This is a genomic window from Streptomyces sp. NPDC002463 (genome assembly GCF_042889835.1).
GTDB lineage: Bacteria > Actinomycetota > Actinomycetes > Streptomycetales > Streptomycetaceae > Streptomyces > Streptomyces nymphaeiformis.
In genome coordinates this window covers 89,259-108,976 of the sequence record NZ_JBIARL010000026.1, presented here as the reverse complement: position 1 = coordinate 108,976, position 19,718 = coordinate 89,259, and the positions used below count along the sequence as shown (strand labels likewise).

18 protein-coding genes and 3 pseudogenes are annotated in these 19,718 nt (G+C 73.6%); 12 read left to right on the top strand and 9 right to left on the bottom strand.

Translation table 11 applies throughout. The annotated features are described in order from the left end of the window. A pseudogene (locus ACFYX3_RS36545) lies at positions 1 to 196 on the bottom strand (heme-binding protein); the annotation flags it as partial. 274 nt (positions 197 to 470) lie between these two features. Here ACFYX3_RS36545 and ACFYX3_RS36540 point away from each other — a divergent pair. The 3 genes from ACFYX3_RS36540 to ACFYX3_RS36530 all read left to right on the top strand — a co-directional run bounded on the left by ACFYX3_RS36540 (position 471) and on the right by ACFYX3_RS36530 (position 3,613). Next, on the top strand, positions 471 to 1,682 hold the full coding sequence (locus ACFYX3_RS36540) for a sensor histidine kinase (RefSeq protein WP_389023227.1): 1,212 nt from the start codon (positions 471 to 473) through the stop codon (positions 1,680 to 1,682). After that, positions 1,682 to 2,302, top strand: coding sequence for a response regulator transcription factor (locus tag ACFYX3_RS36535; protein WP_015035223.1), 621 nt, complete (start codon positions 1,682 to 1,684; stop codon positions 2,300 to 2,302). Before ACFYX3_RS36540 ends, ACFYX3_RS36535 begins: the two co-directional genes overlap by 1 nt. A 105-nt stretch (positions 2,303 to 2,407) precedes the next feature. After that, the gene (locus ACFYX3_RS36530; protein WP_389023223.1) at positions 2,408 to 3,613 is read left to right on the top strand and encodes an FAD-dependent monooxygenase; all 1,206 of its coding nucleotides are present in this window, start codon (positions 2,408 to 2,410) and stop codon (positions 3,611 to 3,613) included. Positions 3,614 to 3,706: 93 nt separating this feature from the next. Here the strand turns inward: ACFYX3_RS36530 and ACFYX3_RS36525 are convergent, their stop codons facing one another. After that, entirely contained in the window at positions 3,707 to 4,513 is an 807-nt protein-coding gene (locus ACFYX3_RS36525) for an ABC transporter permease subunit (RefSeq protein ID WP_389023221.1), read from the bottom strand. Then, positions 4,513 to 5,454 (bottom strand): ABC transporter ATP-binding protein, encoded by a 942-nt coding sequence (locus tag ACFYX3_RS36520; RefSeq protein ID WP_389023218.1) that lies wholly within the window; start codon positions 5,452 to 5,454, stop codon positions 4,513 to 4,515. Before ACFYX3_RS36520 ends, ACFYX3_RS36525 begins: the two co-directional genes overlap by 1 nt. Positions 5,455 to 5,586: 132 nt before the next feature. Here ACFYX3_RS36520 and ACFYX3_RS36515 point away from each other — a divergent pair, with 132 nt between their 5' ends. The 3 genes from ACFYX3_RS36515 to ACFYX3_RS36505 are packed head-to-tail and all read left to right on the top strand — an operon-like array spanning position 5,587 to position 8,014. Continuing rightward, positions 5,587 to 6,804, top strand: coding sequence for a sensor histidine kinase (locus ACFYX3_RS36515; RefSeq protein WP_389023215.1), 1,218 nt, complete (start codon positions 5,587 to 5,589; stop codon positions 6,802 to 6,804). Further along, positions 6,801 to 7,457, top strand: a complete 657-nt coding sequence (locus ACFYX3_RS36510) for a response regulator (protein ID WP_389023212.1) — start codon at positions 6,801 to 6,803, stop codon at positions 7,455 to 7,457. The genes ACFYX3_RS36515 and ACFYX3_RS36510 overlap by 4 nt, the downstream gene beginning before the upstream one ends. A gap of 56 nt (positions 7,458 to 7,513) precedes the next feature. Further along, positions 7,514 to 8,014: a hypothetical protein gene (locus ACFYX3_RS36505; protein ID WP_116159700.1), complete on the top strand. Its 501-nt coding sequence runs from the start codon at positions 7,514 to 7,516 to the stop codon at positions 8,012 to 8,014. Positions 8,015 to 8,041: 27 nt separating this feature from the next. Here the strand turns inward: ACFYX3_RS36505 and ACFYX3_RS36500 are convergent, their stop codons facing one another. Further along, positions 8,042 to 8,707, bottom strand: a complete 666-nt coding sequence (locus ACFYX3_RS36500) for a pentapeptide repeat-containing protein (protein ID WP_376590092.1) — start codon at positions 8,705 to 8,707, stop codon at positions 8,042 to 8,044. Between the two features lie 105 nt (positions 8,708 to 8,812). Here ACFYX3_RS36500 and ACFYX3_RS36495 point away from each other — a divergent pair, with 105 nt between their 5' ends. After that, positions 8,813 to 9,985 (top strand): FAD-dependent oxidoreductase, encoded by a 1,173-nt coding sequence (locus ACFYX3_RS36495; protein ID WP_389023206.1) that lies wholly within the window; start codon positions 8,813 to 8,815, stop codon positions 9,983 to 9,985. Positions 9,986 to 10,035: 50 nt separating this feature from the next. Beyond that, positions 10,036 to 11,040, top strand: coding sequence for a zinc-binding dehydrogenase (locus ACFYX3_RS36490; RefSeq protein ID WP_389023203.1), 1,005 nt, complete (start codon positions 10,036 to 10,038; stop codon positions 11,038 to 11,040). 3 nt (positions 11,041 to 11,043) lie between these two features. On the opposite strand, the gene ACFYX3_RS36485 is transcribed toward ACFYX3_RS36490, so the two are convergent. Genes ACFYX3_RS36485 through ACFYX3_RS36475 form a run of 3 tightly spaced genes read right to left on the bottom strand, consistent with a single transcriptional unit; the run spans position 11,044 to position 12,764 of the window. After that, the gene (locus ACFYX3_RS36485; protein ID WP_389023200.1) at positions 11,044 to 11,373 is read right to left on the bottom strand and encodes a hypothetical protein; all 330 of its coding nucleotides are present in this window, start codon (positions 11,371 to 11,373) and stop codon (positions 11,044 to 11,046) included. 9 nt (positions 11,374 to 11,382) lie between these two features. Then, positions 11,383 to 11,862, bottom strand: a complete 480-nt coding sequence (locus ACFYX3_RS36480; protein WP_389023197.1) for a GNAT family N-acetyltransferase — start codon at positions 11,860 to 11,862, stop codon at positions 11,383 to 11,385. Between the two features lie 20 nt (positions 11,863 to 11,882). Then, the gene (locus ACFYX3_RS36475) at positions 11,883 to 12,764 is read right to left on the bottom strand and encodes an aminoglycoside phosphotransferase family protein (RefSeq protein WP_389023194.1); all 882 of its coding nucleotides are present in this window, start codon (positions 12,762 to 12,764) and stop codon (positions 11,883 to 11,885) included. Positions 12,765 to 12,913: 149 nt separating this feature from the next. On the opposite strand from ACFYX3_RS36475, the pseudogene ACFYX3_RS36470 reads away from it, so the two are divergent. From ACFYX3_RS36470 to ACFYX3_RS36460, 3 genes and pseudogenes are all read left to right on the top strand, one after another. Then, positions 12,914 to 13,198: pseudogene (locus ACFYX3_RS36470) on the top strand (recombinase family protein); the annotation flags it as partial. A 57-nt stretch (positions 13,199 to 13,255) separates the two neighbouring features. Beyond that, positions 13,256 to 13,686 (top strand): annotated as a pseudogene (locus ACFYX3_RS36465) (IS200/IS605 family accessory protein TnpB-related protein); the annotation flags it as partial. A 32-nt stretch (positions 13,687 to 13,718) separates the two neighbouring features. After that, the gene (locus ACFYX3_RS36460; RefSeq protein ID WP_389023191.1) at positions 13,719 to 15,119 is read left to right on the top strand and encodes an NAD(P)/FAD-dependent oxidoreductase; all 1,401 of its coding nucleotides are present in this window, start codon (positions 13,719 to 13,721) and stop codon (positions 15,117 to 15,119) included. Between the two features lie 43 nt (positions 15,120 to 15,162). Here the strand turns inward: ACFYX3_RS36460 and ACFYX3_RS36455 are convergent, their stop codons facing one another. Further along, positions 15,163 to 17,253: a restriction endonuclease gene (locus ACFYX3_RS36455; RefSeq protein ID WP_389023188.1), complete on the bottom strand. Its 2,091-nt coding sequence runs from the start codon at positions 17,251 to 17,253 to the stop codon at positions 15,163 to 15,165. A gap of 114 nt (positions 17,254 to 17,367) precedes the next feature. Next, positions 17,368 to 18,801 carry a PA14 domain-containing protein gene (locus ACFYX3_RS36450; protein WP_389023185.1) on the bottom strand — a complete coding sequence of 478 codons (1,434 nt, stop codon included), beginning with the start codon at positions 18,799 to 18,801 and terminating at the stop codon, positions 17,368 to 17,370. A 430-nt stretch (positions 18,802 to 19,231) separates the two neighbouring features. Between ACFYX3_RS36450 and ACFYX3_RS36445 the strand changes: the two genes are divergently transcribed. Further along, positions 19,232 to 19,627, top strand: a complete 396-nt coding sequence (locus tag ACFYX3_RS36445; RefSeq protein WP_389023182.1) for a hypothetical protein — start codon at positions 19,232 to 19,234, stop codon at positions 19,625 to 19,627. Positions 19,628 to 19,718: the final 91 nt, after the last annotated feature.

Sequence of the window (19,718 nt, the reverse complement as noted above, 5' to 3'; positions counted from 1 at the left end):
CGTCGAGGGTCGCCTGCGCGGCCTTGGTGGCGGCCTCGATCGTCAGGTGCGTCGTCTGCATCGTGTTGTCGTTCACCGCGTCGGCCATGACGGCGACGGGAGCGGCGGCCGGGGCGGCGGCGTTCGCGGAGACCACGCCGAAGGTACCGGCGGCGACGACAGCGGCGGCGGTGGCACCGAGGAGGATCTTCTTCATGAGGAACTCCGTAAGAGTGGGGCTGGAGAGGGAGGGGGAAGCCTTCGAGCCGGGGGCGAACCGTCGAGTCCCGTTCGGTCCGTCCTTCGCTCTGCCTCAATCCTCCGGCCGGAACCGGCGCCCACCGGTCCACGGTCCGGCTGCCCTCGGCGCGCACACCGGACGACGGGCCTGTCAGCCGATCGGTTGATGCCGCCCTGGTCCCACCGGGCCACCATGGACGGATACACCCAGGTCAGACAGGCCCAGGTCAGCACGGCAGGGAGGCGGCACGGTGACCCGGCCAACAGAACACGACCCGGACGCCCGCCGGCCGGCGCGGGTCGGCCCCGCAGGACACGACCCCGACGCCCGCTGGCTCGCGCGGGTCATGCACATCGCGTTCTTCCTGCTGCTCGGCGCCTCCCTCGCCCGCTTCCTGCTGCGGCACGAATGGGAGGCCCGCAGCCCCTGGATCATCGCCCTCACCGGCGCGCTCGCCTCCCTCTACCTGCTCGGGCCCGTGCTCGGCACCCGCGCCACCCCGCGCCGGATCACCTGGCTGGGCACGGTCGTCGCCGTCTGGGTCGTCCTCGTCGTCCTCGCACCCAGCTTCGCCTGGTGCGCGGTGCCCCTCTTCTACACGGGCCTGCGCACCCTCCCGCCGCGCGCCGCGCTCGGCCTGGTCGCCCTGCTCACCGCGTTCGTGGTCTTCGCGCAGGTCCAGCTGTCGCACGGCGGCTGGGACCCGAACCTGATCGTCGCCCCGCCGGCCGTCGCCGCCCTCGCCACCGGCGTCTTCGTGTACTCCGACCGGCAGGCCGCCCGGCAGCGGGCGCTCATCGACGACCTGATCCGCACCCGGCGCGAACTCGCCGCGATCGAACGCCGCGAGGGCACCCTCGCGGAGCGCCAGCGGCTCTCCATGGAGATCCACGACACCCTCGCGCAGGGCCTGTCCAGCCAGCAGATGCTGCTCCAGGCCGCCGACCGGCTCTGGGACGGCGACCCGGGCACCGCCCGCCGGCACGTCCGTACCGCCGAGTCCATCGCCGAACGGAACCTCGCCGAGGCCCGCCGCTTCGTGCAGGACCTCGCGCCCGCCGACCTCGCCGGGGGCGGCGGCCTGGAGGAGGCCCTGCGCGGGCTCGCCGCCCGCGAGTCGGCGGCCTTCCGGGTCGACGGCACCCCGGTGCCGCTGCCCGACCGGGTGCAGGCGGCGCTGCTGCGGATCGCGCAGGGCGCCCTGGCGAACATCCGCGAGCACGCAGGCGCCGACTCCGCCGCCCTGACCCTCAGCTACCTCGACGACCAGGTCGTCCTGGACATCGCCGACGACGGCCGCGGCTTCGACCCGGCGCTCTCGCGCGAACAGGCCGAGCGCGGGCACGGGCTGCCCGCGATGCGGGTGCGCGCGCAGCAGCTCGGTGGCACCCTGACGGTCGAGTCCACCCCGGGCGAGGGCACGGTGCTCTCCGCCGCGATCCCGCTCTCCCTGGAGTCCTGATGTCCGTACGGATCCTCCTCTGCGACGACCACGTCGTGGTCCGCGCCGGTCTGCTCGCGCTGCTCGGCAGCACGCCCGACATCGAGGTGGTCGGGGAGGCGGGCAGCGGCGAGGAGGCCGTCGCGATGGCGGCGAAGCTGAAGCCGGACGTGGTGCTCATGGACCTCCAGCTCGGCGCGGGCATCGACGGCGTGGAGGCGACGCGGCGGATCGCGCCCACCGGTGTCCACGTCCTGGTCCTCACCACGTACGACACGGACGCGGACATCACCCGGGCCATCGAGGCGGGCGCGACGGGCTACCTGCTGAAGGCCGAGCGGCCCGAGGAGCTGTTCGCCGCGATCCACTCCGCCGCCCAGGGCCGCACCGCGCTCTCCCCGCCGGTCGCCAGCCGGGTCATGGACCGCATGCGCGGCGCGGCGGGCCCTTCGCTGACCGACCGGGAGCGCGACATCCTGGGCCAGCTCGGCCGCGGCCTCGGCAACCGGGAGATCGCGCGGGCGCTGTTCATCAGCGAGGCGACGGTGAAGACGCACCTCGGCCGGATCTACGCGAAGCTCGGCGTCGACACCCGCGCGGGCGCGGTCGCGGTGGCGAAGGAACGCCGCCTGCTGCCGTAAGCCGTAGGGCTGGACTTGGGTGCCGTTCCCCCACGTCGGGCCGCCCCCACTGCTACGGTGCGTCGTCATTCGACCGCACGGTGTCATGTCTCAGTGGGAGCGCACGTGAAGCTCGCGATCGTCGGCGGCGGACCCGCCGGCCTCTACCTCTCGATCCTGCTGAAGCGGCAGGACCCCTCCCATGACATCACCGTGTACGAGCGGAACCCCGAGGGCTCCACGTACGGCTGGGGCGTCACCTACTGGGCCGGGCTCCTCGACAAGCTGCGGGCGGGCGACCCCGAGTCGGCGGCGGCCGTCGCCGAGGCGTCCGTGACCTGGACCGACGGGGTCGCCATCGTCCGCGACGAGCGGACCGTCCACCGCGGCGACGCCGGCTTCGGGATCGGGCGGCGGCGGATGCTGGCGCTGCTCGCCGACCGGGCCGAGGAGCTGGGCGTACGGGTCGAGTTCGAGCACGACATCCCCGGCCCTGACGCACCCGAACTCGCCGGCGCGGACCTGGTGGTCGCCGCCGACGGCGTCAACAGCGCGCTCCGCGAGGCACATGCCGACCACTTCGGCAGCGAGGTGGCGAGCGGCCGCAACCAGTACATCTGGCTGGGCACCACCAAGGTGTTCGACTCCTTCAGCTTCGCGTTCAAGGAGACCGAGCACGGCTGGATCTGGTGCTACGCGTACGGCTTCAGCGGCGAGCGCTCCACCTGTGTCGTCGAGTGCTCGCCGGAGACCTGGACCGGCCTCGGCCTCGGCACGCTCGGCGAGGCCGACAGCCTCAACCTCCTGGAGAAGCTCTTCCACGACCTCCTCGACGGACACGAGCTGATCGGCCGCGAGCGCGCCGACGGCGCCGCCCAGTGGCTCACCTTCCGCACCCTCACCAACCGGGTCTGGCACCGGGGCAACCTCGTCCTCCTCGGCGACGCCGCCCACACCACGCACTACTCGATCGGCGCGGGCACCACCCTGGCCCTGGAGGACGCGCTCGCCCTCGCCGACGCCCTGAGCGCCCCCGGCGACCTGGACGCGGCGCTCACCGCGTACGGGAGGCGGCGGCGCGCCGAGCTGGTCTCGGCGCAGAGCGCGGCCCGCTACAGCGCCCAGTGGTACGAGAACCTGCCGCGGTACATGAGCCTGGAGCCGGCCAAGATGTTCGCGCTCCTCGGCCAGCGCCACTCGCCGCTGCTGCCGCACGTACCGCCGCAGCTGTACTACCGGATCGACCGGGCCGCCGAGCAGCTGGAGGCCCTGCGGCGCCTCAAGCGCTGGCTCGGCCCGCGGGTGGCCCGGGCGGTGCACGGGCGCCGCTGAACGGCTGGACGTCCATCGGTGCGCGGCCGCTCGTGAACGCGGCGAGCGTGCGTGCCGGGCCCCGCGAGCCCGGCACGATCCGAAGGACAGGCCCTAGACGTCCCGGCGGTGGACCGCCGCGAAAGCCACCGCCACCGCGCCCACCGCCCAGGCCGCGTAGACGGTCCACGCCCCGCCCGCGGTCCAGGGGTAGTCCACCGGAACCGGTGACACCCCCACCTGCGTGAGCCGCTGCCACGCGCCCTGCGGGAGCGCGTGCAGGAACGTCGCGCCCCAGCGGTTCCGCTCGTCCATCAGGGCCGGCAGCAGGAGCAGCACGCCGGTCAGGGAGACGATCGTCGTCGCCGTGTGCCGCAGCAGCGCCCCGAGACCGAAGCCGGCCAGCGCGCACACCGGCGCGAGGAGCGCCGACGCGGCGACCGCCCGCGCCACGCCCTCGTCGCCGAACGCCATGCCGACGCCCCGGCCGTCGAGCACGGCCTGCGTGGCGGCGAACGACACCCCGGCGACCAGCGCGCCGTACACCAGCATCACGGCGGCGAGGACGAGCGTCTTCGCGGCGACGACGGCCCGGCGGGCCGGGACGGCCGCGAAGGTCGTACGGATCTGGCCCGTGCCGTACTCACCGACGATCATCAGCGCGCCGATCGAGCCGGTCGCGAGGACGAACACCATGGCCCCGCCGAGCGTGAAGGCGTCGCGGATCGCCCAGATCGGCACGAAGAGCTCCTTGATGCCGTCCGGGTAGTGCGGGTAGTTGCGGTAGTCGGCGAGGGTCGCGTTGAGGTTGACGCCGAGGGCGGCGACCGCGCCGACGGCGAACGCCCAGGGCGTGGAGCGCAGCGACCACAACTTCATCCACTCGGCGGCGAGCAGGTCGCGGAAGCGGGCGTTCGGCATCAGCGGTACTCCACACTGTCGGCGGTGAGCTCCATGAACGCCTCTTCGAGGGAGGAGACGCGCGCGGCCAGTTCGGCGAGCGGAACGCCGAGGCGGTGGGCGAGGAGCCCGACCCGTTCCGCGTCGATCCCGGTGACGTCCAGGCCCGCTTCGTCTCCTTGTACGGTGGCGCCTTCGGCCTCCAGCGCGTCGGCGAGGACCCGGGAGGCCGCCGGATCGACCGTCCGCACCGTCACGCCGCGGCGGGTGCCGCGCGCGGCGAAGTCGGCGACGCTCTCGGCCGCGATGAGCCGGCCGCGGCCGATGACGACGAGGTCGTCGGCGGTGTGCTCCATCTCGCCCATCAGGTGGCTGGAGACGAACACCGTCCGGCCCTCGGCGGCCAGCCGCCGGAACAGCCGCCGCGCCCACAGCACGCCCTCCGGGTCGAGGCCGTTGACCGGCTCGTCGAAGAGCAGGACCGGCGGATCGCCGAGCAGCGCGGCGGCGATCCCGAGGCGCTGCTTCATGCCGAGCGAGTAGCCGCCGATGCGCCGCTCGGCGGCTCCGGCGAGGCCGACCTCCTGCAGGACCTCGCCGACCCGGCGGCGCGGGATGCCGTTGGTGCGGGCGAGCGCCGCGAGATGGGCCTCGGCGGTCCGGCCGCCGTGCACGTCGTGCGCGTCGAGCAGCGCCCCGACGTCCCGCAGCCCCCGCGGCAGCTCACGGAAGCGCCGCCCGCCGACGGTGGCGGTCCCGGACGTCGGCTCGCCCAGCCCGAGGATCAGCCGCAGGGTCGTCGACTTCCCGGCCCCGTTGGGTCCGAGGAACCCGGTCACACGGCCGGGCCGCACGGAGAAGGTGAGCCGGTCGACGGCGAGACGGGCGGCGGGGCCGGCGAGACGGGACAGGACCTGGCGCCGGCGGCCGTACCGCTTGGTCAGTTCGTGGACTTCGATCATGCGGACCACGGTGGCCGTCGCGTACCCGCCGTCACATCGGCCCGGCGGCCACGACTCACGGGAGGGGGTGGCCCGGAGGCGTACGCCCGCGGGCCGATGCCCCCGCGGACGGCCGCGCCTACGATCGGGGCCATGCCAGCCGCCCCGACCGACCGCCGACCGTCCGCAGGGCGGGTTCCGGCGACCGACCGCCCGCACCACGGGCGGGTGCCGGCGACCCTTGCCTGGGGTGCGGCCGTCGCGCAGCCCTTCCTGTTCCTCCTCGCCGCCCGGACCGGCCCGTACCGTTCCACTGAGCTGCGGCTCTTCCTCACCGCCGTCGCCGTCGGCCTGATCCTGCCCCTCGCGCGCCGCAACCCGCTCGCGGCGCTGGGGCTGCTGCTCGCCGCGCTTCTCGCAGCGGCGACCACCCGTCCGGACGGCGCGCTCCTCTACCTTCCGGTGCTCACCGCCGACGCCCTCGTCGGCCGGATCGCCGCCGTGCGCCCGCTGCGGATCCTGCTGCCCACCGCCCTCGGCGCGCTGGTGGTGCAGATCGGCGCCGCGACCTACACCACCTCCGGGCAGGACGTCTTCGTCAGCACCGTCGTCGCCCTCGCGCTCGCCCTGCTCACCGCCGGGCTCCTCGGCCGGTCCGTACGCGAACGACGTGACCACGCAGCCGAGTTGCGTGCCGCGACCGCCGCCGAGGCCGTCGCCGCCGAACGGCTCAGGATCGCCCGCGAACTGCACGACGTCGTCGCGCACAGCATCGGCGTCATCGCCATCCAGGCAGGCGTCGGCCGCCGGGTCATCGACACCCAGCCCGCCGAGGCCCGCAACGCGCTCGCCGCCATCGAGACCACCAGCCGGGAGACCCTCGCCGGGCTGCGCCGCACCCTGGGCGCGCTGCGGGGCGCCGCCGCCGACGGCCGTCCCGCGCCGCGCGACCCGGCGCCCGGCCTAGCCGACCTGGAACGGCTCGCCGTGTCCACGGCGGACGCGGGGGTACGGGTCGAACTGCGGCACCTCGGCAACCCCGACGTGTCGCTCCCGCCGGAGGTCGACCTCGCCGCGTACCGGATCGTGCAGGAGTCCCTGACCAACGTCGTACGCCACGCGGCCGCGCCCGTCTGCCGGGTGACGGTGGAGCGGCGCACCGACACGCTGCTCGTCGAGATCGCCGACGAGGGCCGCGGGACGCCGCCGGATGCGGACACCGGGGGCGGCTACGGTCTCGTCGGGATGCGCGAGCGCGCCGCGCTCCTCGGCGGCAGCCTCACCGCGGGGCCCCGTCCCGGCGGCGGCTTCCACGTCACCGCGCTGCTGCCGCTGCCCGCCGGCCTCCCGGAAGGAACCCCCACCCCGTGAACCCGCCGATCCGCGTCCTCCTCGTCGACGACCAGCCCCTCGTCCGGGCCGGGCTGCGGGTCCTCATGGCCGACACCCCCGACCTGGAGGTCGCCGGGGAGGCGGGCACCGGCACGGAGGCGGTGGAGCTTGCCCGGGACCTGCGGCCGGACGTGGTGGTGATGGACGTACGGATGCCGGGCATGGACGGCATCGAGGCCACCCGGATCGTCACGGCGGGCCCCGGCACGCCCCGGGTCCTCGTCCTCACGACCTTCGACGACGACGAGTACGTGTACGGCGCGCTGCGGTCCGGTGCGAGCGGCTTCCTCGTCAAGGACATGGCCCTCGACGACATCCTCGCGGCGATCCGGGTGGTGGCCGCGGGCGACGCCCTGATCGCGCCGGGGGTGACGCGCCGCCTGATCGAGGAGTTCGCGGCGCGCCCGGACCCGGTACGCCGTCCGTCGCGTGGCCTCGACGGCGTCACCGACCGCGAACGGGAGGTCCTCGCCCTCGTGGGCCGGGGCCTGTCGAACGGCGAGATCGCCGAACGGCTCCACATCAGCACGGCGACCGCGAAGGCCCACGTGGCGCGCCTCTTCTCGAAGCTGGACGCACGCGACCGGGTGCAGCTGGTGATCCTCGCGTACGAGACGGGGCTGGCGCCGTGACGCCCTCGGTCGCCTCGCGTACGAGACCGGCCCGGCGCCGTGACACCATCGGTCCCGTGCTCGACATCGGCTACTCCCTCTCGCGTCGCTTCCCCGACCCGCCGCAGACCGACTACCGCCGCGCGGACGTCCACGCGCTGCGGCACGACCTGTTCTGCGGGGACGTGTACCTCGCCGACACCGAGACGGACCGCGAGGTGTCCACAGCCTGGGGATGGGTGCCGGTGCTCGACTTCGCGTGGGCGCTGTGCGACATCGTCGAGCAGCTCGACCAGGACCCGCGCGGCAGCCGCGCCGCGCAGCCGCAGTACGCGGAGCTCGACTTCACCGAGTCCACGGACCGGATGCTCTTCGAGCGCCGCTTCGGATGGGTGGACGTCGAGGCCGACTGGATGCCCGGCGACGAACCGCCGGTGACGTTCAACCACGCGGAGCTGCGGCGGGAGGCGCGGGACTTCCTGCACGACCTGATCGCCGACCTCGTGGACATGCACGAGGGCCTGGCGGACAACCCCACCATCTGGACCCTCCAGTCCCGCTTCCCCCGCGTGAAGTAGCCCCCGTGCGGGCCCCCGCAACGGGGGTCACTCCACCCGCAACCCCAGCCTCGCCGCCAGCACCGGGGCCAGGTCGAGGAGCTGTGACGTGGAGATCACCGCGCCCGCCAGCGACTCCACGCCCGCCGCGATCTCGAGGCGCTGCACGCCCCGCAGGTCCACGTCCGTGAGGCGGGCTCCCGTGAAGTCCACGTCCGTGAGCGTGCAGTCGACGAACTCGACCCGCTGCAGGACCGCGCCCCCGAAGTCCGGCTCGCTCAGTACGCAGCCTTCGAAGACGACGTCCTTCAGCTTCGCCGCCCGCAGATTCAGGTAGTCGATCTTGCCGCCCCGGACGACGACCCTCTCCAGGACCGCCCCGTGCAGCTGCGTCCCGCCGAGCCGCGCCTCGACGACCTCGACGTCCCGGAACTGCGCCCCGGCGAGCTCGGTGCCCACGCCCCGTACCCCCGTGAGCACCGAGTCGAGGAACCGCGCGCCCGTCAGCCGCGCCGCGTCGAGCCCGCACTCCCGCAGCGCGCAGTCCAGGAACCGCGCCCCCTCGCCGGACTGGCCCGTCAGGTCGAGCCCTGCCAGTTCGAGGCCGTCGTAGTCCCCGTCGGGCGCGAGCCCGCCCTCGTACGCCTCCAGGGGAGGCAGCCGGACCTCCGGGCGCCTCGCCCCCGCCACCTTCTTCTTCCCAGCCGTCACCATGCCCCCATCGTGACCTACGCCACTGACAACGCCCCGATGTCACATCCGCGGGGCCTCCCGCCGTCCCCCGTGTGAGACCGAGACCGACACGAGGGAGACACACCCATGCGCAAGCTCACGATCATCGGCGGCGGTTTCGCCGGACTGACCGCCGCCATCACGGCCGCCGAGGCCGGCGCCGAGGTGACCGTCCACGAGTCGCACCGGACGCTCGGCGGCCGGGCGCGCACGGCCGACGGCCCGTACCGCACGAACGAGGGCCCGCACGCCCTCTACGACGGCGGCCCGCACTGGACCTGGCTGAAGCAGCGCGGGCTCCTCCCGCCCATGGCCGCGCTGCCGACCGCCGAGGCCCTCCGGTTCCGCGTCCACCGCGACGGCGCCGTGCGCCGCCTCCCGCCGCTCGGCCTGTTCCGCCTGGCCCGCCGCACCGCCGAACAGGCCCCCGTCGACGTCGACTTCCGCACCTGGGCCACCGGTGTCGCGGGCGAGCGCACCGCGCGCATGGCCGCGGCGTACGTCGGGGTCGCGCTCTTCCACCACGACCCCGGCTCGCTCTCCGCCCGTTTCGTGCAGGAGCGGCTGCACCGGTCCGCCGCCCTGCCGGCCGAGGCGCAGTACGTCCGGGGCGGCTGGGGCGAGCTGATCGACCGGATGGCCACGCGCGCGCGTGAGCTCGGCGTACGGATCGAGACCTCGTCCCGGGTCGAGGCCCTCCCGGTCGGCGGTGGGCCGGTGGTCGTCGCGACCGCGCTGCCGGCCGCCGCCCGGCTCCTCGACGACCCGTCGCTGACCTGGGAGAGCGGCCGTACGGTCCTGTTCGACCTGGCGCTGCGCACCCGCAAGGGCGATCCGTTCGTGGTCTCGGACCTGGACGCGCCCGGCTGGATCGAGCGGTACACGGCGCAGGACCCCTCGCTGGCCCCGGCCGGACAGCAGCTGCTCCAGGCGCAGCTGCCGATCGGCCCGGACGCGTCGAAGACGGACGGCGTCGCCCACGGCGAGCGGCTGCTCGACCTGGGCTTCCCCGGCTGGCGCGAGCGGACGGTGTGGCGGCAGGAGTCCGTCTGCCAGGGCCGTACGGGAGCGCTCGACCGCCCGGGCACCACGTGGCGCGACCGGCCGGCCGTCGACCGGGGCCACGGCGTGTACCTGGTGGGCGACCAGGTGGCGGCACCGGGCGTGCTCGCGGAGGTGTCGTTCACGAGCGCGGTCGAGGCGGTGTCGCTCGCCCTGCGCGCGGAGCACCTCGACCGCCTTGACCTCAAGCGCGCTTGAGGTCGGAGGCTTGACCCGCAAGCCCATCCGTACGACGACAGGGGAACGTCATGCACGCCATCCGCCTCCACGCCTTCGGCCCCGCCGAGAACCTCGCCTACGAGGAGACGCCCGACCCCGTACCGGGCCCCGGCCAGGTCCGCGTCCGGGTGGCGGCGGCCGGCGTGCACCTGCTCGACACCGCCCTGCGCGAGGGCGCCACGGGCCCGTTCCCCACGCCCACCCCGCTCCCCACGATCCCCGGCCGCGAGGTCGCCGGCACGGTCGACGCCCTCGGCGAGGGCACCGACCCGTCCTGGCTCGGCCGGCGCGTCGTCGCCCACCTCGGCATGAACCCCGGCGGCTACGCCGAACTCGCCATCACCGACGCCGCCCGCCTGCACGCCCTGCCCGACCACCTCGGCGAGGCGGAGGCCGTCGCCATGATCGGCACAGGCCGCACGACCCTCGGCATCCTCGGGTTCACCGAACTCGGCCCCGACTCGGTCGCGATCGTCCCGGCCGCCGCCGGCGGCATCGGCACCCTGCTCGTCCAGTACGCCAAGAACGCGGGCGCCACCGTCATCGGCCTCGCCGGCGGCCCCGCGAAGGTCGCCCTCGTCGAGGCCAACGGCGCCGACCTGGCCGTCGACTACAAGCAGCCCGACTGGCCGGAGAAGGTCCGCGCGTACCTGACCTCCCTCGACCGCTCCGCCACCGTCGTCTTCGACTCGGTCGGCGGCGACACCGGCCGCGCCGCCGTCGACCTGCTCGGCAAGGGCGGACAGCACCTGGTCTTCGGCTGGTCCGGCACCGGACTGCACGACGGCGAACCGCTCACCTTCACCGAGGAGGAGCTCACCGCGCGCGGGATCACCTCGGAGTCCGTCCTCGGCCCCGTCATGATCCAGAAGGCGGGCGGCGACCTCCGTACGCTCGAACTCGCCGCCCTCGACGCGGCGGCCACCGGCACCCTCCGCCCGGCGGTCCACCGCTTCCCCCTCGCGCGGGCGGCGGAGGCCCACCGCGCCCTGGAGAACCGGGGCACGACGGGCAAGGTGGTCCTGGTGCCCTGACCGTCAGACCCCGAGCACGTCCCAGGAGTGCGCCTTGAACTCCTTCGTGAAGTCGGGGTGGTCCTCCCACATCCGGGCGATGGAGCGCAGCACGTCCCAGTTGTGCTCCAGCGCCTGGTCGACGACCTGCCGCAGCTCCGGTGCCGTCTCCCGCTTCTCCACGAGCCCGGTCACCGCAGACGCGGCCTGCACGGTGTAGCGCAGGGCCCGCAGCGCCCGCGACGTGTCGTCCATGCCGAAACCGTGGTCGCTGCCGTTGGCGGGGTCGAAGAGCGGCGTCAGCCGCGCCTCGATGAAGCCGGTGATCCGCTGGAACCGCTGCTCAATGTCCATGCCCCCTTCCTACACCGTCGCCGCGCCCAGCTTCGCCAGGGCCCCGTCCGTCAGGCGGTACACGCTCCACTCGTCCTGCGGGCGGGCGCCCAGGGACTCGTAGAAGTCGATGGACGGCTGGTTCCAGTTCAGTACGGACCACTCCAGGCGCTCGTAGCCGCGCTCGACGCAGATACGGGCCAGCTCGCGCAGCAGCGCCTTGCCGAGGCCGCCGCCGCGGGCCTCCGGGCGGACGTACAGGTCCTCCAGGTAGATGCCGTGGACTCCGCGCCAGGTCGAGAAGTTGAGGAACCAGAGCGCGAAGCCCACCGGCTCGCCCGTCTCGTCCTCGGCGATGTGCGCGAAGGCGGCGGGCCGCTCGCCGAACAGGGCCTCATGCAGCATCTCGGGGGTCGCCCGGACCTCGTGGAGGGCCTTCTCGTACTCGGCGAGGTCACGGATCAGGGCGTGGACGACGGGGACGTCGGCAGGCGTGGCAGTACGGATCATGGCGCCCAGCCTGCCCCGGATCAGGCCCTCCTGGCCAGCAGGATCCGCGCGACGGCCACCTGCCCGGCGTCGAGGGCCGGCTCACCGTCCTCGACGTCCCAGAGCCCGTTCTGAAGCACCCGCCCCAACGTCCACGCGGTGGCCCGCCTTCGGTCCCCGACGACCTCGGCGAGCAGGTCGAACCCCCACAGGAACCCGTCGGGATCGAAGCGGTCCATCAGCGCCGGAAGCAGCTCGAAGCCCGGATCCCCGGCCAGCGGCTTCGGGTCGATGGCCAGCCAGGGCTCCCGCTCGGCCGCCAGGACGTTCCCGAAGTGCAGGTCCCAGTGGAGCAGCCGGTCCCCGGGCTCGCCCGCCACCTCCCGTACGGCCGCGGCGCAGTCCCGCAGGACGGCCGCGTCGTCGGCGCCGAGCCGCGCCGCGGCCTCCGGGACTCCGGTGAGCATCACGGAGGCGATGTCCCCGAGCGTCCGCAGCCCCGCGGGCGCGGGGACGGCGACGAGCCGGGCGAGCAGGTCCGCGACGATCTCCAGCGCCTCACGGGTGTCCTCGACCGCGGACAGCGGTCGCGCCTCGTCGAGGCGCTCCAGGAGCATCGTCCCCGTCGCCGCGTCGTGGTCGAGGAGCCGTACCGCCCCCGCGCCGTCCCACACCCGCAGGGCGAGCGGTTCCCCCTCCGACTCCTCGTCGAGGAGCTGCATCTTGAGGGCGGCCGGCACACCGTCCCGCTCCACCGGCAGCACCAGCGAGGCCACCCCGTGCATCGACGGCCCCGTGACCCGCAGCCCCCACCGGCCGAGGAACTCCTCCGCCCGCCCCGGCAGCGCGGCCACGAACGCCCGCCCCGCCTCGCCGTTGAACTTCGCCTGCGACGCCGCCAGTTCCTCCGGTACGTGAATCACGCGGCGAGCGTAGTGACCAGCTCCCGCCCCGCGCCTCCGGGTCTCCCCCGTATCCACAGACCCCTGGCCAGGAGTAGGGAGCTGTTGCTCTTTCGGCTCACTCCTGTGAGTGATAGTGCGCTTTGGTGCGTGTTGTCACGGTCGTGTGCATGAACCTCAAGGAGTGGGCGAAGGCGCAGGGTGTGCATCCGCAGACTGCGTATCGCTGGTTCCGTGAGGGGACGTTGCCGGTACCGGCGCAGCGGGTCGGGCCGCGCACGATCCTGGTGAACGTGGAGGTGAATGCCGCACCAGAGGCCGTCGGTGGTCTGGGGCTGTATGCCCGTGTCTCCTCCCCAGATCAGAAAAATGATCTGGAACGCCAGGTCGCCCGGTTGTCAGAGTGGGCGGCGAAGGCCGGTCACCGTGTCGTCCGTGTGGAGTCAGAGATTGCGTCCGGCATGAGCGGTGACCGGTCCAAGGCGAAGCGGCTGCTGGACGCGGGCCACCGGCGTGCAGGCCTGCTGAGCATGTGCGCCGAGGCCGGTATCGGCGTCATCGCCGTGGACCCCGCCTACACCTCGATGTGGGGAGCCGAACACTGGCAAAGCCACTGACCAGCAAGAAACGCAAGACCAGCCGACACGCCGCCGCTGCGGTGGCCATCGGCAGGCGCTCCCTCGGACACCGGATCAGGCGACGGACGACACCGCCCCCTGCGCACCAGAGTGATGCGCAAGGGCATCGGACCGCCCAGGCCCGACCCGGCACCCGAGGACGTGAGGGAGACCGCCCCCGCGTACCCGGGCCACGGACACGATCCGCCGGCGCCGGACGCGGACGGAACGCGGTGGACCAGAACGCCCAAAACCGTTCGGGGTGTTCGGCTGAGCAGGGGTTCTGGCGACAGGACTCACTCCCGCTCAGTCTTCAGGAACGGTAACCTCCGGCCACGCACCCGGAAGAGGGATAGAGATGAGCACGGTCAACGGCACCGTCAACGGCGGCATATCGTTCTGGTACGCGCAGGAGGGCGCCCCCGCGCCCCGCGAACCGCTCCCCGGCGACACGACCGCCGACGTCTGCATCGTCGGCGGCGGCTACACGGGACTCTGGACCGCCTACTACCTCAAGAAGGCCGTCCCCTTCCTCAACATCACCGTCCTCGAGGCCAAGTTCTGCGGCTACGGCGCCTCCGGGCGCAACGGCGGCTGGCTGTACAACGGCATCGCCGGCCGCGACCGGTACGCCAAGCTGCACGGACAGGAGGCCGCCGTCCGCCTCCAGCAGGCGATGAACGGCACCGTCGCCGAGGTCCTCGACGTCTGCGAGACCGAGAAGATCGACGCCGACCAGCACCGCGGCGGCGTCCTGGAGGTGGCCCTCTCGCCCGCCCAGCTCGCCCGCCTCAAGGCCTTCCACGCCGCCGAGCTCGCCTTCGGCGAGACCGACCGCGAGCTGTACGGCGCCCGCGAGACCGCCGAACGCATCCGCGTCGCCGGAGCCGTCGGCTCCTCCTGGACCCCGCACGGCGCCCGCCTCCACCCGGTCAAGCTCGTCCAGGGCCTCGCGGCCGCCGTCGAGGCCCTCGGCGTCACGATCCACGAGTCGACGCCCGTCACCGAGATCAAGCCGAAGCACGCGATCACCCCGTACGGCACCGTCCGCGCCCCGTACGTCCTGCGCTGCACCGAGGGCTTCACCGCCTCCCTCGCAGGCCAGCGCCGCACCTGGCTCCCCATGAACTCCTCGATGATCGCCACCGAGCCGCTCACCGACGCCCAGTGGGAGTCCATCGGCTGGGACGGCCGCGAGACCCTCGGCGACATGGCGCACGCCTACATGTACGCGCAGCGCACCGCCGACGGCCGCATCGCGCTCGGCGGCCGGGGCGTCCCGTACCGCTTCGGCTCGAAGACCGACAACGACGGCCGCACCCAGCCGCAGACCGTCGAGGCCCTGCGGGAGATCCTGGTCCGCTTCTTCCCCCAGCTCGCGGGCGTACGGATCGACCACGCCTGGTCCGGTGTCCTCGGCGTCCCCCGCGACTGGTGCGCCACAGTCACCCTCGACCGCTCCACCGGCCTCGGCTGGGCCGGCGGCTACGTCGGCTCGGGCGTCGCCACGGCCAACCTCGCGGCCCGCACCCTCCGCGATCTGATCAAGGAGGACTCGGGCCAGTCGGGGCCCACCGACCTCACGGCCCTCCCCTGGGTGAACCACAAGGTCCGCAAGTGGGAACCGGAGCCCCTGCGCTGGCTCGGCGTCCAGACCATGTACGCCGCCTTCCGCGGCGCCGACCGCCGCGAGGCCACGGCCCACACGGCGGAGACGGACCGCGTGGCGATCCTGGCGAACCGCCTGAGCGGCCGCTGAGGGACCCGTCCGCCGGGTGGGGTGCCCCACCCGGCGGACGCGACTACTCCACCTCGATCCCGAAGTCCCCCACGAGCTCCTCGAGCCCGCCCCGGTACCCCTTCCCGCCGAGGACGAAGTCCCAGTCCCCGCCGGCCCGCCGCCGGAACGAGCCGAGGACGAGCGCCGTCTCCCCCGGCCGCCCGTCCGACACCTCGAGCCGGTCGAGCTCGGCACCCGCGTCGTCCCGCAGCCGGATCCCGGCGTCCGTGAACCCGCCGAGGTCCGCGTCGGGGTTCACCTCCGGGTCCACGGCCGCCACCAGGACCAGCCGGTCCGCCCGCGCGGGCAGCGCGTCGAAGCCGACCCTCACGGCCGCGCGGTCACCGGGCGCGGCCGCCACCATCGCGACCGAACCGTCGGGCGTCGCGGGGTTGTTGAAGAAGACGAACCACTCGTCGCCGAGGACCCGGTTCCCCGCGCAGACCAGCGCGCACACGTCGAGCGCGGCGGACCCCGACCACACCATGCCGAGCAGGTTGAAGTCCTCGGCGGGAGCGGAGGCGGGGACGGGAGCGGGCGCGGCGGCCGGAGCGGTCGCGGGCCCGCCCAGCCGGCCCCGCAGACCGTGCTGGTGCAGCAGATCCACCAGCTCGGTCCCCGAGATCAGGGTCAGCGGCTTGCCGTTGGCGAAGGTGTACGAACCGGGGCCGAACTTCGAAGTGGTCACCAGGACCCCCTTGTTGGCCCCGACGTCCTGCACGGTCCCGTACAGATCCCGTACCGCACTCGGCGGCACCGTGTTCCGGTACCGCTTCACCTGCACCGCGATCGACCCGCCGCTGATCGGATCGGGATCGAGCGCCTTGACGTCGACCCCGCCGTCGCCCGACCGCTGCGTCGTGACGGCCTGGAGCCCCCGCGCCCGGAACAGCTCGGCGACGAGCCCCTCGAAGGCGATCGGGTCCATGGTCAGCAGGTCGGGCTCCTCGCCGTCCCCCTGCACCACCACGTCCGAGCCCACCTGGTCGGGCTCCCGCAGCGGCACGACCGCCACCCGCTCGTCGGGCTTGGCGGAGAGCCGCCCGCCGAGGGCCCCGGTCAGGCACTCCACGGCGCCGACGAGCTCCAGGTTCAGCCGGTCGAACGCCGGCCGCTCCACCACGACCGAGGCCACGCACACCCGCCCGGCGAGCCCGGTGGCGGGATCGACCCCGCCGACGTACCCGTTCAGCGCCACCGCTTCGAGCGCCCCGAAGCGATCCGCGGCGAACAGCTCCCGCACCGCGAGCAGCACGCTCTGCGCGAGGACGTCCCGGTACAGCGCCCGCCGCTGCGTGACGGGCCGCGGGACCTCCTTCTCCTGGTCGGTGCTCGGCAGGTACTTGACGCCCTTGGCCTCCGGGACCACCTCGTACCCGGGCAGGTCCCAGTCGAGGACGAGCCCGCGTCCGGCCCGGTCGTAGGCGGCCGACACCTCACGGGGGAACCCCTCGGGCCAGGCGGTCGACGCGAACAGCACGGCGGAGAAGTACTCGACGACGGTGTCGGCCTCCCCGTTCCGCAGGGCCGCGACGGTCCCGTCGATCCCGCTGTTGTGGGCGCGTATCTCGGCGGTACGGGCGGCCGCCCAGGCGTCGTACTCCCGCCGGTACGCGGCGAGTTGCTCGACCCTCCGCGCCTCGGCCGCCTGCGCCGCGTACCAGTCGTGCTCGAACCGGGCCCGCGCGTCCCGCTCGGCCTGGGCACGCCCGGACGCCGTCCAGGCCGCCTGCGGCTGGTAGAAGCGCTGCTCGGGCATGGCGACGGGCTCCCCGAGCGGCCCGGGGGCGAACGGCTCGACGGCCTCGTCCCGCCGCAGCGACTCCACACCGAAGGCGGGCGCCCGGCACCCCGCCACGAGCAGCCCCCCGAGGACGGCGACCCGCTGATCGAGCTCCTGGGTCCGCCGCAGGGCGTCGGCGTCCCGCTGCTGCCGATAGGCCGCCCGTTGCTCCCGCTGCATCCGCGCGACGTCCCGCTCGTACGCCCGCTGCGCCCGCTCGGCGTCCCTCTGCTGCCGCAGCACCGCCTGGTGCTGCCCCTCCCGCTGCCGCTGCGCCACCCGCTGCTGCTCGGCCCACACCCCGATCAGCCCACCGGAACGCCGACTCATCCGCGCACCCCTCCCCAAGACCCCGACATCTGCACGCCCCCGTGTCGCACAAGTGTCCCTGAAGGCACCGGGCCGGGGCACGAGAACTGCGCAGTGCCCCGGCCCGGCCGGACGTCAGCCGAGCGGCAGCGTCACCGTCCGGCTCTCGCTGTACGGCGAGTGGTTCCCGGCGTCGTCGTACGTGCGGGCCCGGTACTCGTAGGCGACGCCGTCGGCGGCCTGCGGGGCGCAGACGGTGACCTCGGCCGGGTCGAGGCGCGGGTCGTACGTCTTGTGCAAAACGACCGTCCAGGTGGCCGCCCCCGCCGCGCGGCGCGTGATCTCGAAGCCGGAGAAGTCGCGGATCGGGGCGGGGGTCCAGTCGGTGGCGGTGGCCTGCACGCCGCCCGTGCAGGAACCCAGGGCCAGGTCCGGGGCGTTGGCGGGGGCGATGCCGTCGGGGATCTCCAGCCACAGCTCGTTGGGCGCGTCGGCGTCGAGCGTGCTCGGGTTGGGCGTGGTGGTGCCGCCGTCGTTGGTGACGAGGACGCGGTAGTGACGGGTCTCGCCGTCGGCGGCGACGGGGGCGGTGGTCCAGGTGCTGCCCTTGGTGGTGCCGAGGGGGACCCAGCGGTAGTAGCCCTCGACCATGTCGTTGCTCAGGACCGTGTAGTGGTCGAAGTGCGGCTCGGTGTTGAGGGGCCACTTCAGGGTGACCTTGCGGGTCGCCTTGTCGAACGTGCCGGTCAGGGAGGTGACTTCGGGCAGCGGCCGCACGATGACGTCCGCGCTGCCGGCCGAGGTGTTGCCCGCCTTGTCCCTGGCACGGACCTCGTAGTAGTAGGGCGTTCGGTCGCCGGGGTTCACCAGGGGGTCGGTGAAGCTGCGCGCGGCGGTGGAGGCGGTGACGGTCGTCCAGGTGCCGGAGCCGACGGCCCGCCGGTGCAGGGAGTATCCGGCGAGGTCCATCTCCTTGTTGCCCGCCCAGGAGACGGTCGTACGGCGGGTGGTGGTGTTGTACGCGGTCGCCACGCCGGTGGGGGCGAGCGGCTTCACCGTGTCGTACGCGGACGCGGTCCGGGGCGCGTAGGTGAAGTCGACCTTGGCGGCGCCGCTCCAGTTCGCGTAGTCGACGCGGACGGTGTGCCGGCCGGAGGGCACGGTGAGGTTGACGCTCCGGGAGCGCGCGGTGTCCCCGGTGTTCGCCCACAGGTCGATCTTGCGGACGCCGTCCAGGTAGACGCGGGCTCCGTCGGTGGCGGACACCGCGAACGTGAAGGGGCCGCCGGAGCCGAAGTCGCGGGACACCCACCAGCGGACCCCGAAGTTGTTCGCGGCCACACCGGCGGCCGGGCTGCCCGCCCAGCTCTCGGCGACGGCGGCGTCGCAGTCGGTCCTCACGGGCGTCCCGGAGAACGAGGTGTTGTTGTAGAACGTCCGCATGGGGACGTTGGTGGAGCAGGTGACACCGGCGGCGGCCGCCTGCGGGGCGACGACCACCAGACCGCCGAGGACGACGGCGGACATGACGCCACCGCCGAGGGCGGCGACAAGGCTCTTCGAGGACACGGGGACCCTTCGGGCAGGACAGAAAACACTCAGCCCGAAGACTCCCGCCCCACCCGAAAGGTTGCCCCCGCCCCGCACCGAAGATCGCCCCCGACCTGCACGGACTCCCCTGCACGCCGAAGGGCCGGCACCGGGGATCATCCCCTGCACCGGCCCTTCGCCTGGAGCCCCCTGTCGGGTTCGAACCACGACCCCCGCTTTACAAGTTCGCCCCAGCTTCTGTGAGCCCTACGTCTTGCTGCCGCGCGCCGTATGTTCCGCTGTCCAGAAGTACGCCGATGTCTGAGGTCGTTGATGTCAACGATGGATGTCAGGCAGGGGTTCGAGACCGTGGCCGACGCGTGCTCGTCGGCCGCCTCGGCATCCCCTTGCTGCCCGGATGCCCTGCCCTGCCCTGCCCTGCCCTGCCCTGCCCTGCGAGAGTGGTCCCGTGCTGCTGAATCCTGAGAACACTCTGTTCGTCCGTGGTGCCACGCCCGTGCTCCTGCTGGCTGACGCGCCTGTCCATGATGCCCTGCCGCTCCTGACCACGCCGGACGGAGCGGTGCCCTTGTGCGAGGGCTGGAACATCGTTCCCCGACTCACCCTGTGTGTCGTAGACGGACCTGGGGACCACGGGCTCGTCGTCCCTGCTCTCGCCGCGCCGGTGGTCGGCGGATCCGATGCGGGCACGGCATCGAGCGGCATGGGCGAATGGTGCGCGGATGCCGAGCAGGCCGGCGGAGCAGTCGTTCTGTCCTTGGACCGCCTGCCTGAGGCACTCGACTGGTCTGCCCTGCTGTCCTCGGGAACCGCTCGTGGCGGCTTCATGCCTGCGCTGGCCTGACCGTAAGAGCGTCGGACTCGCGACCTCTTCGTCCCGAAGCAACTCGGGTGGGGGTGGTCCCTTGGGCTGCTGGGCCTCTCACCTGCGCTGC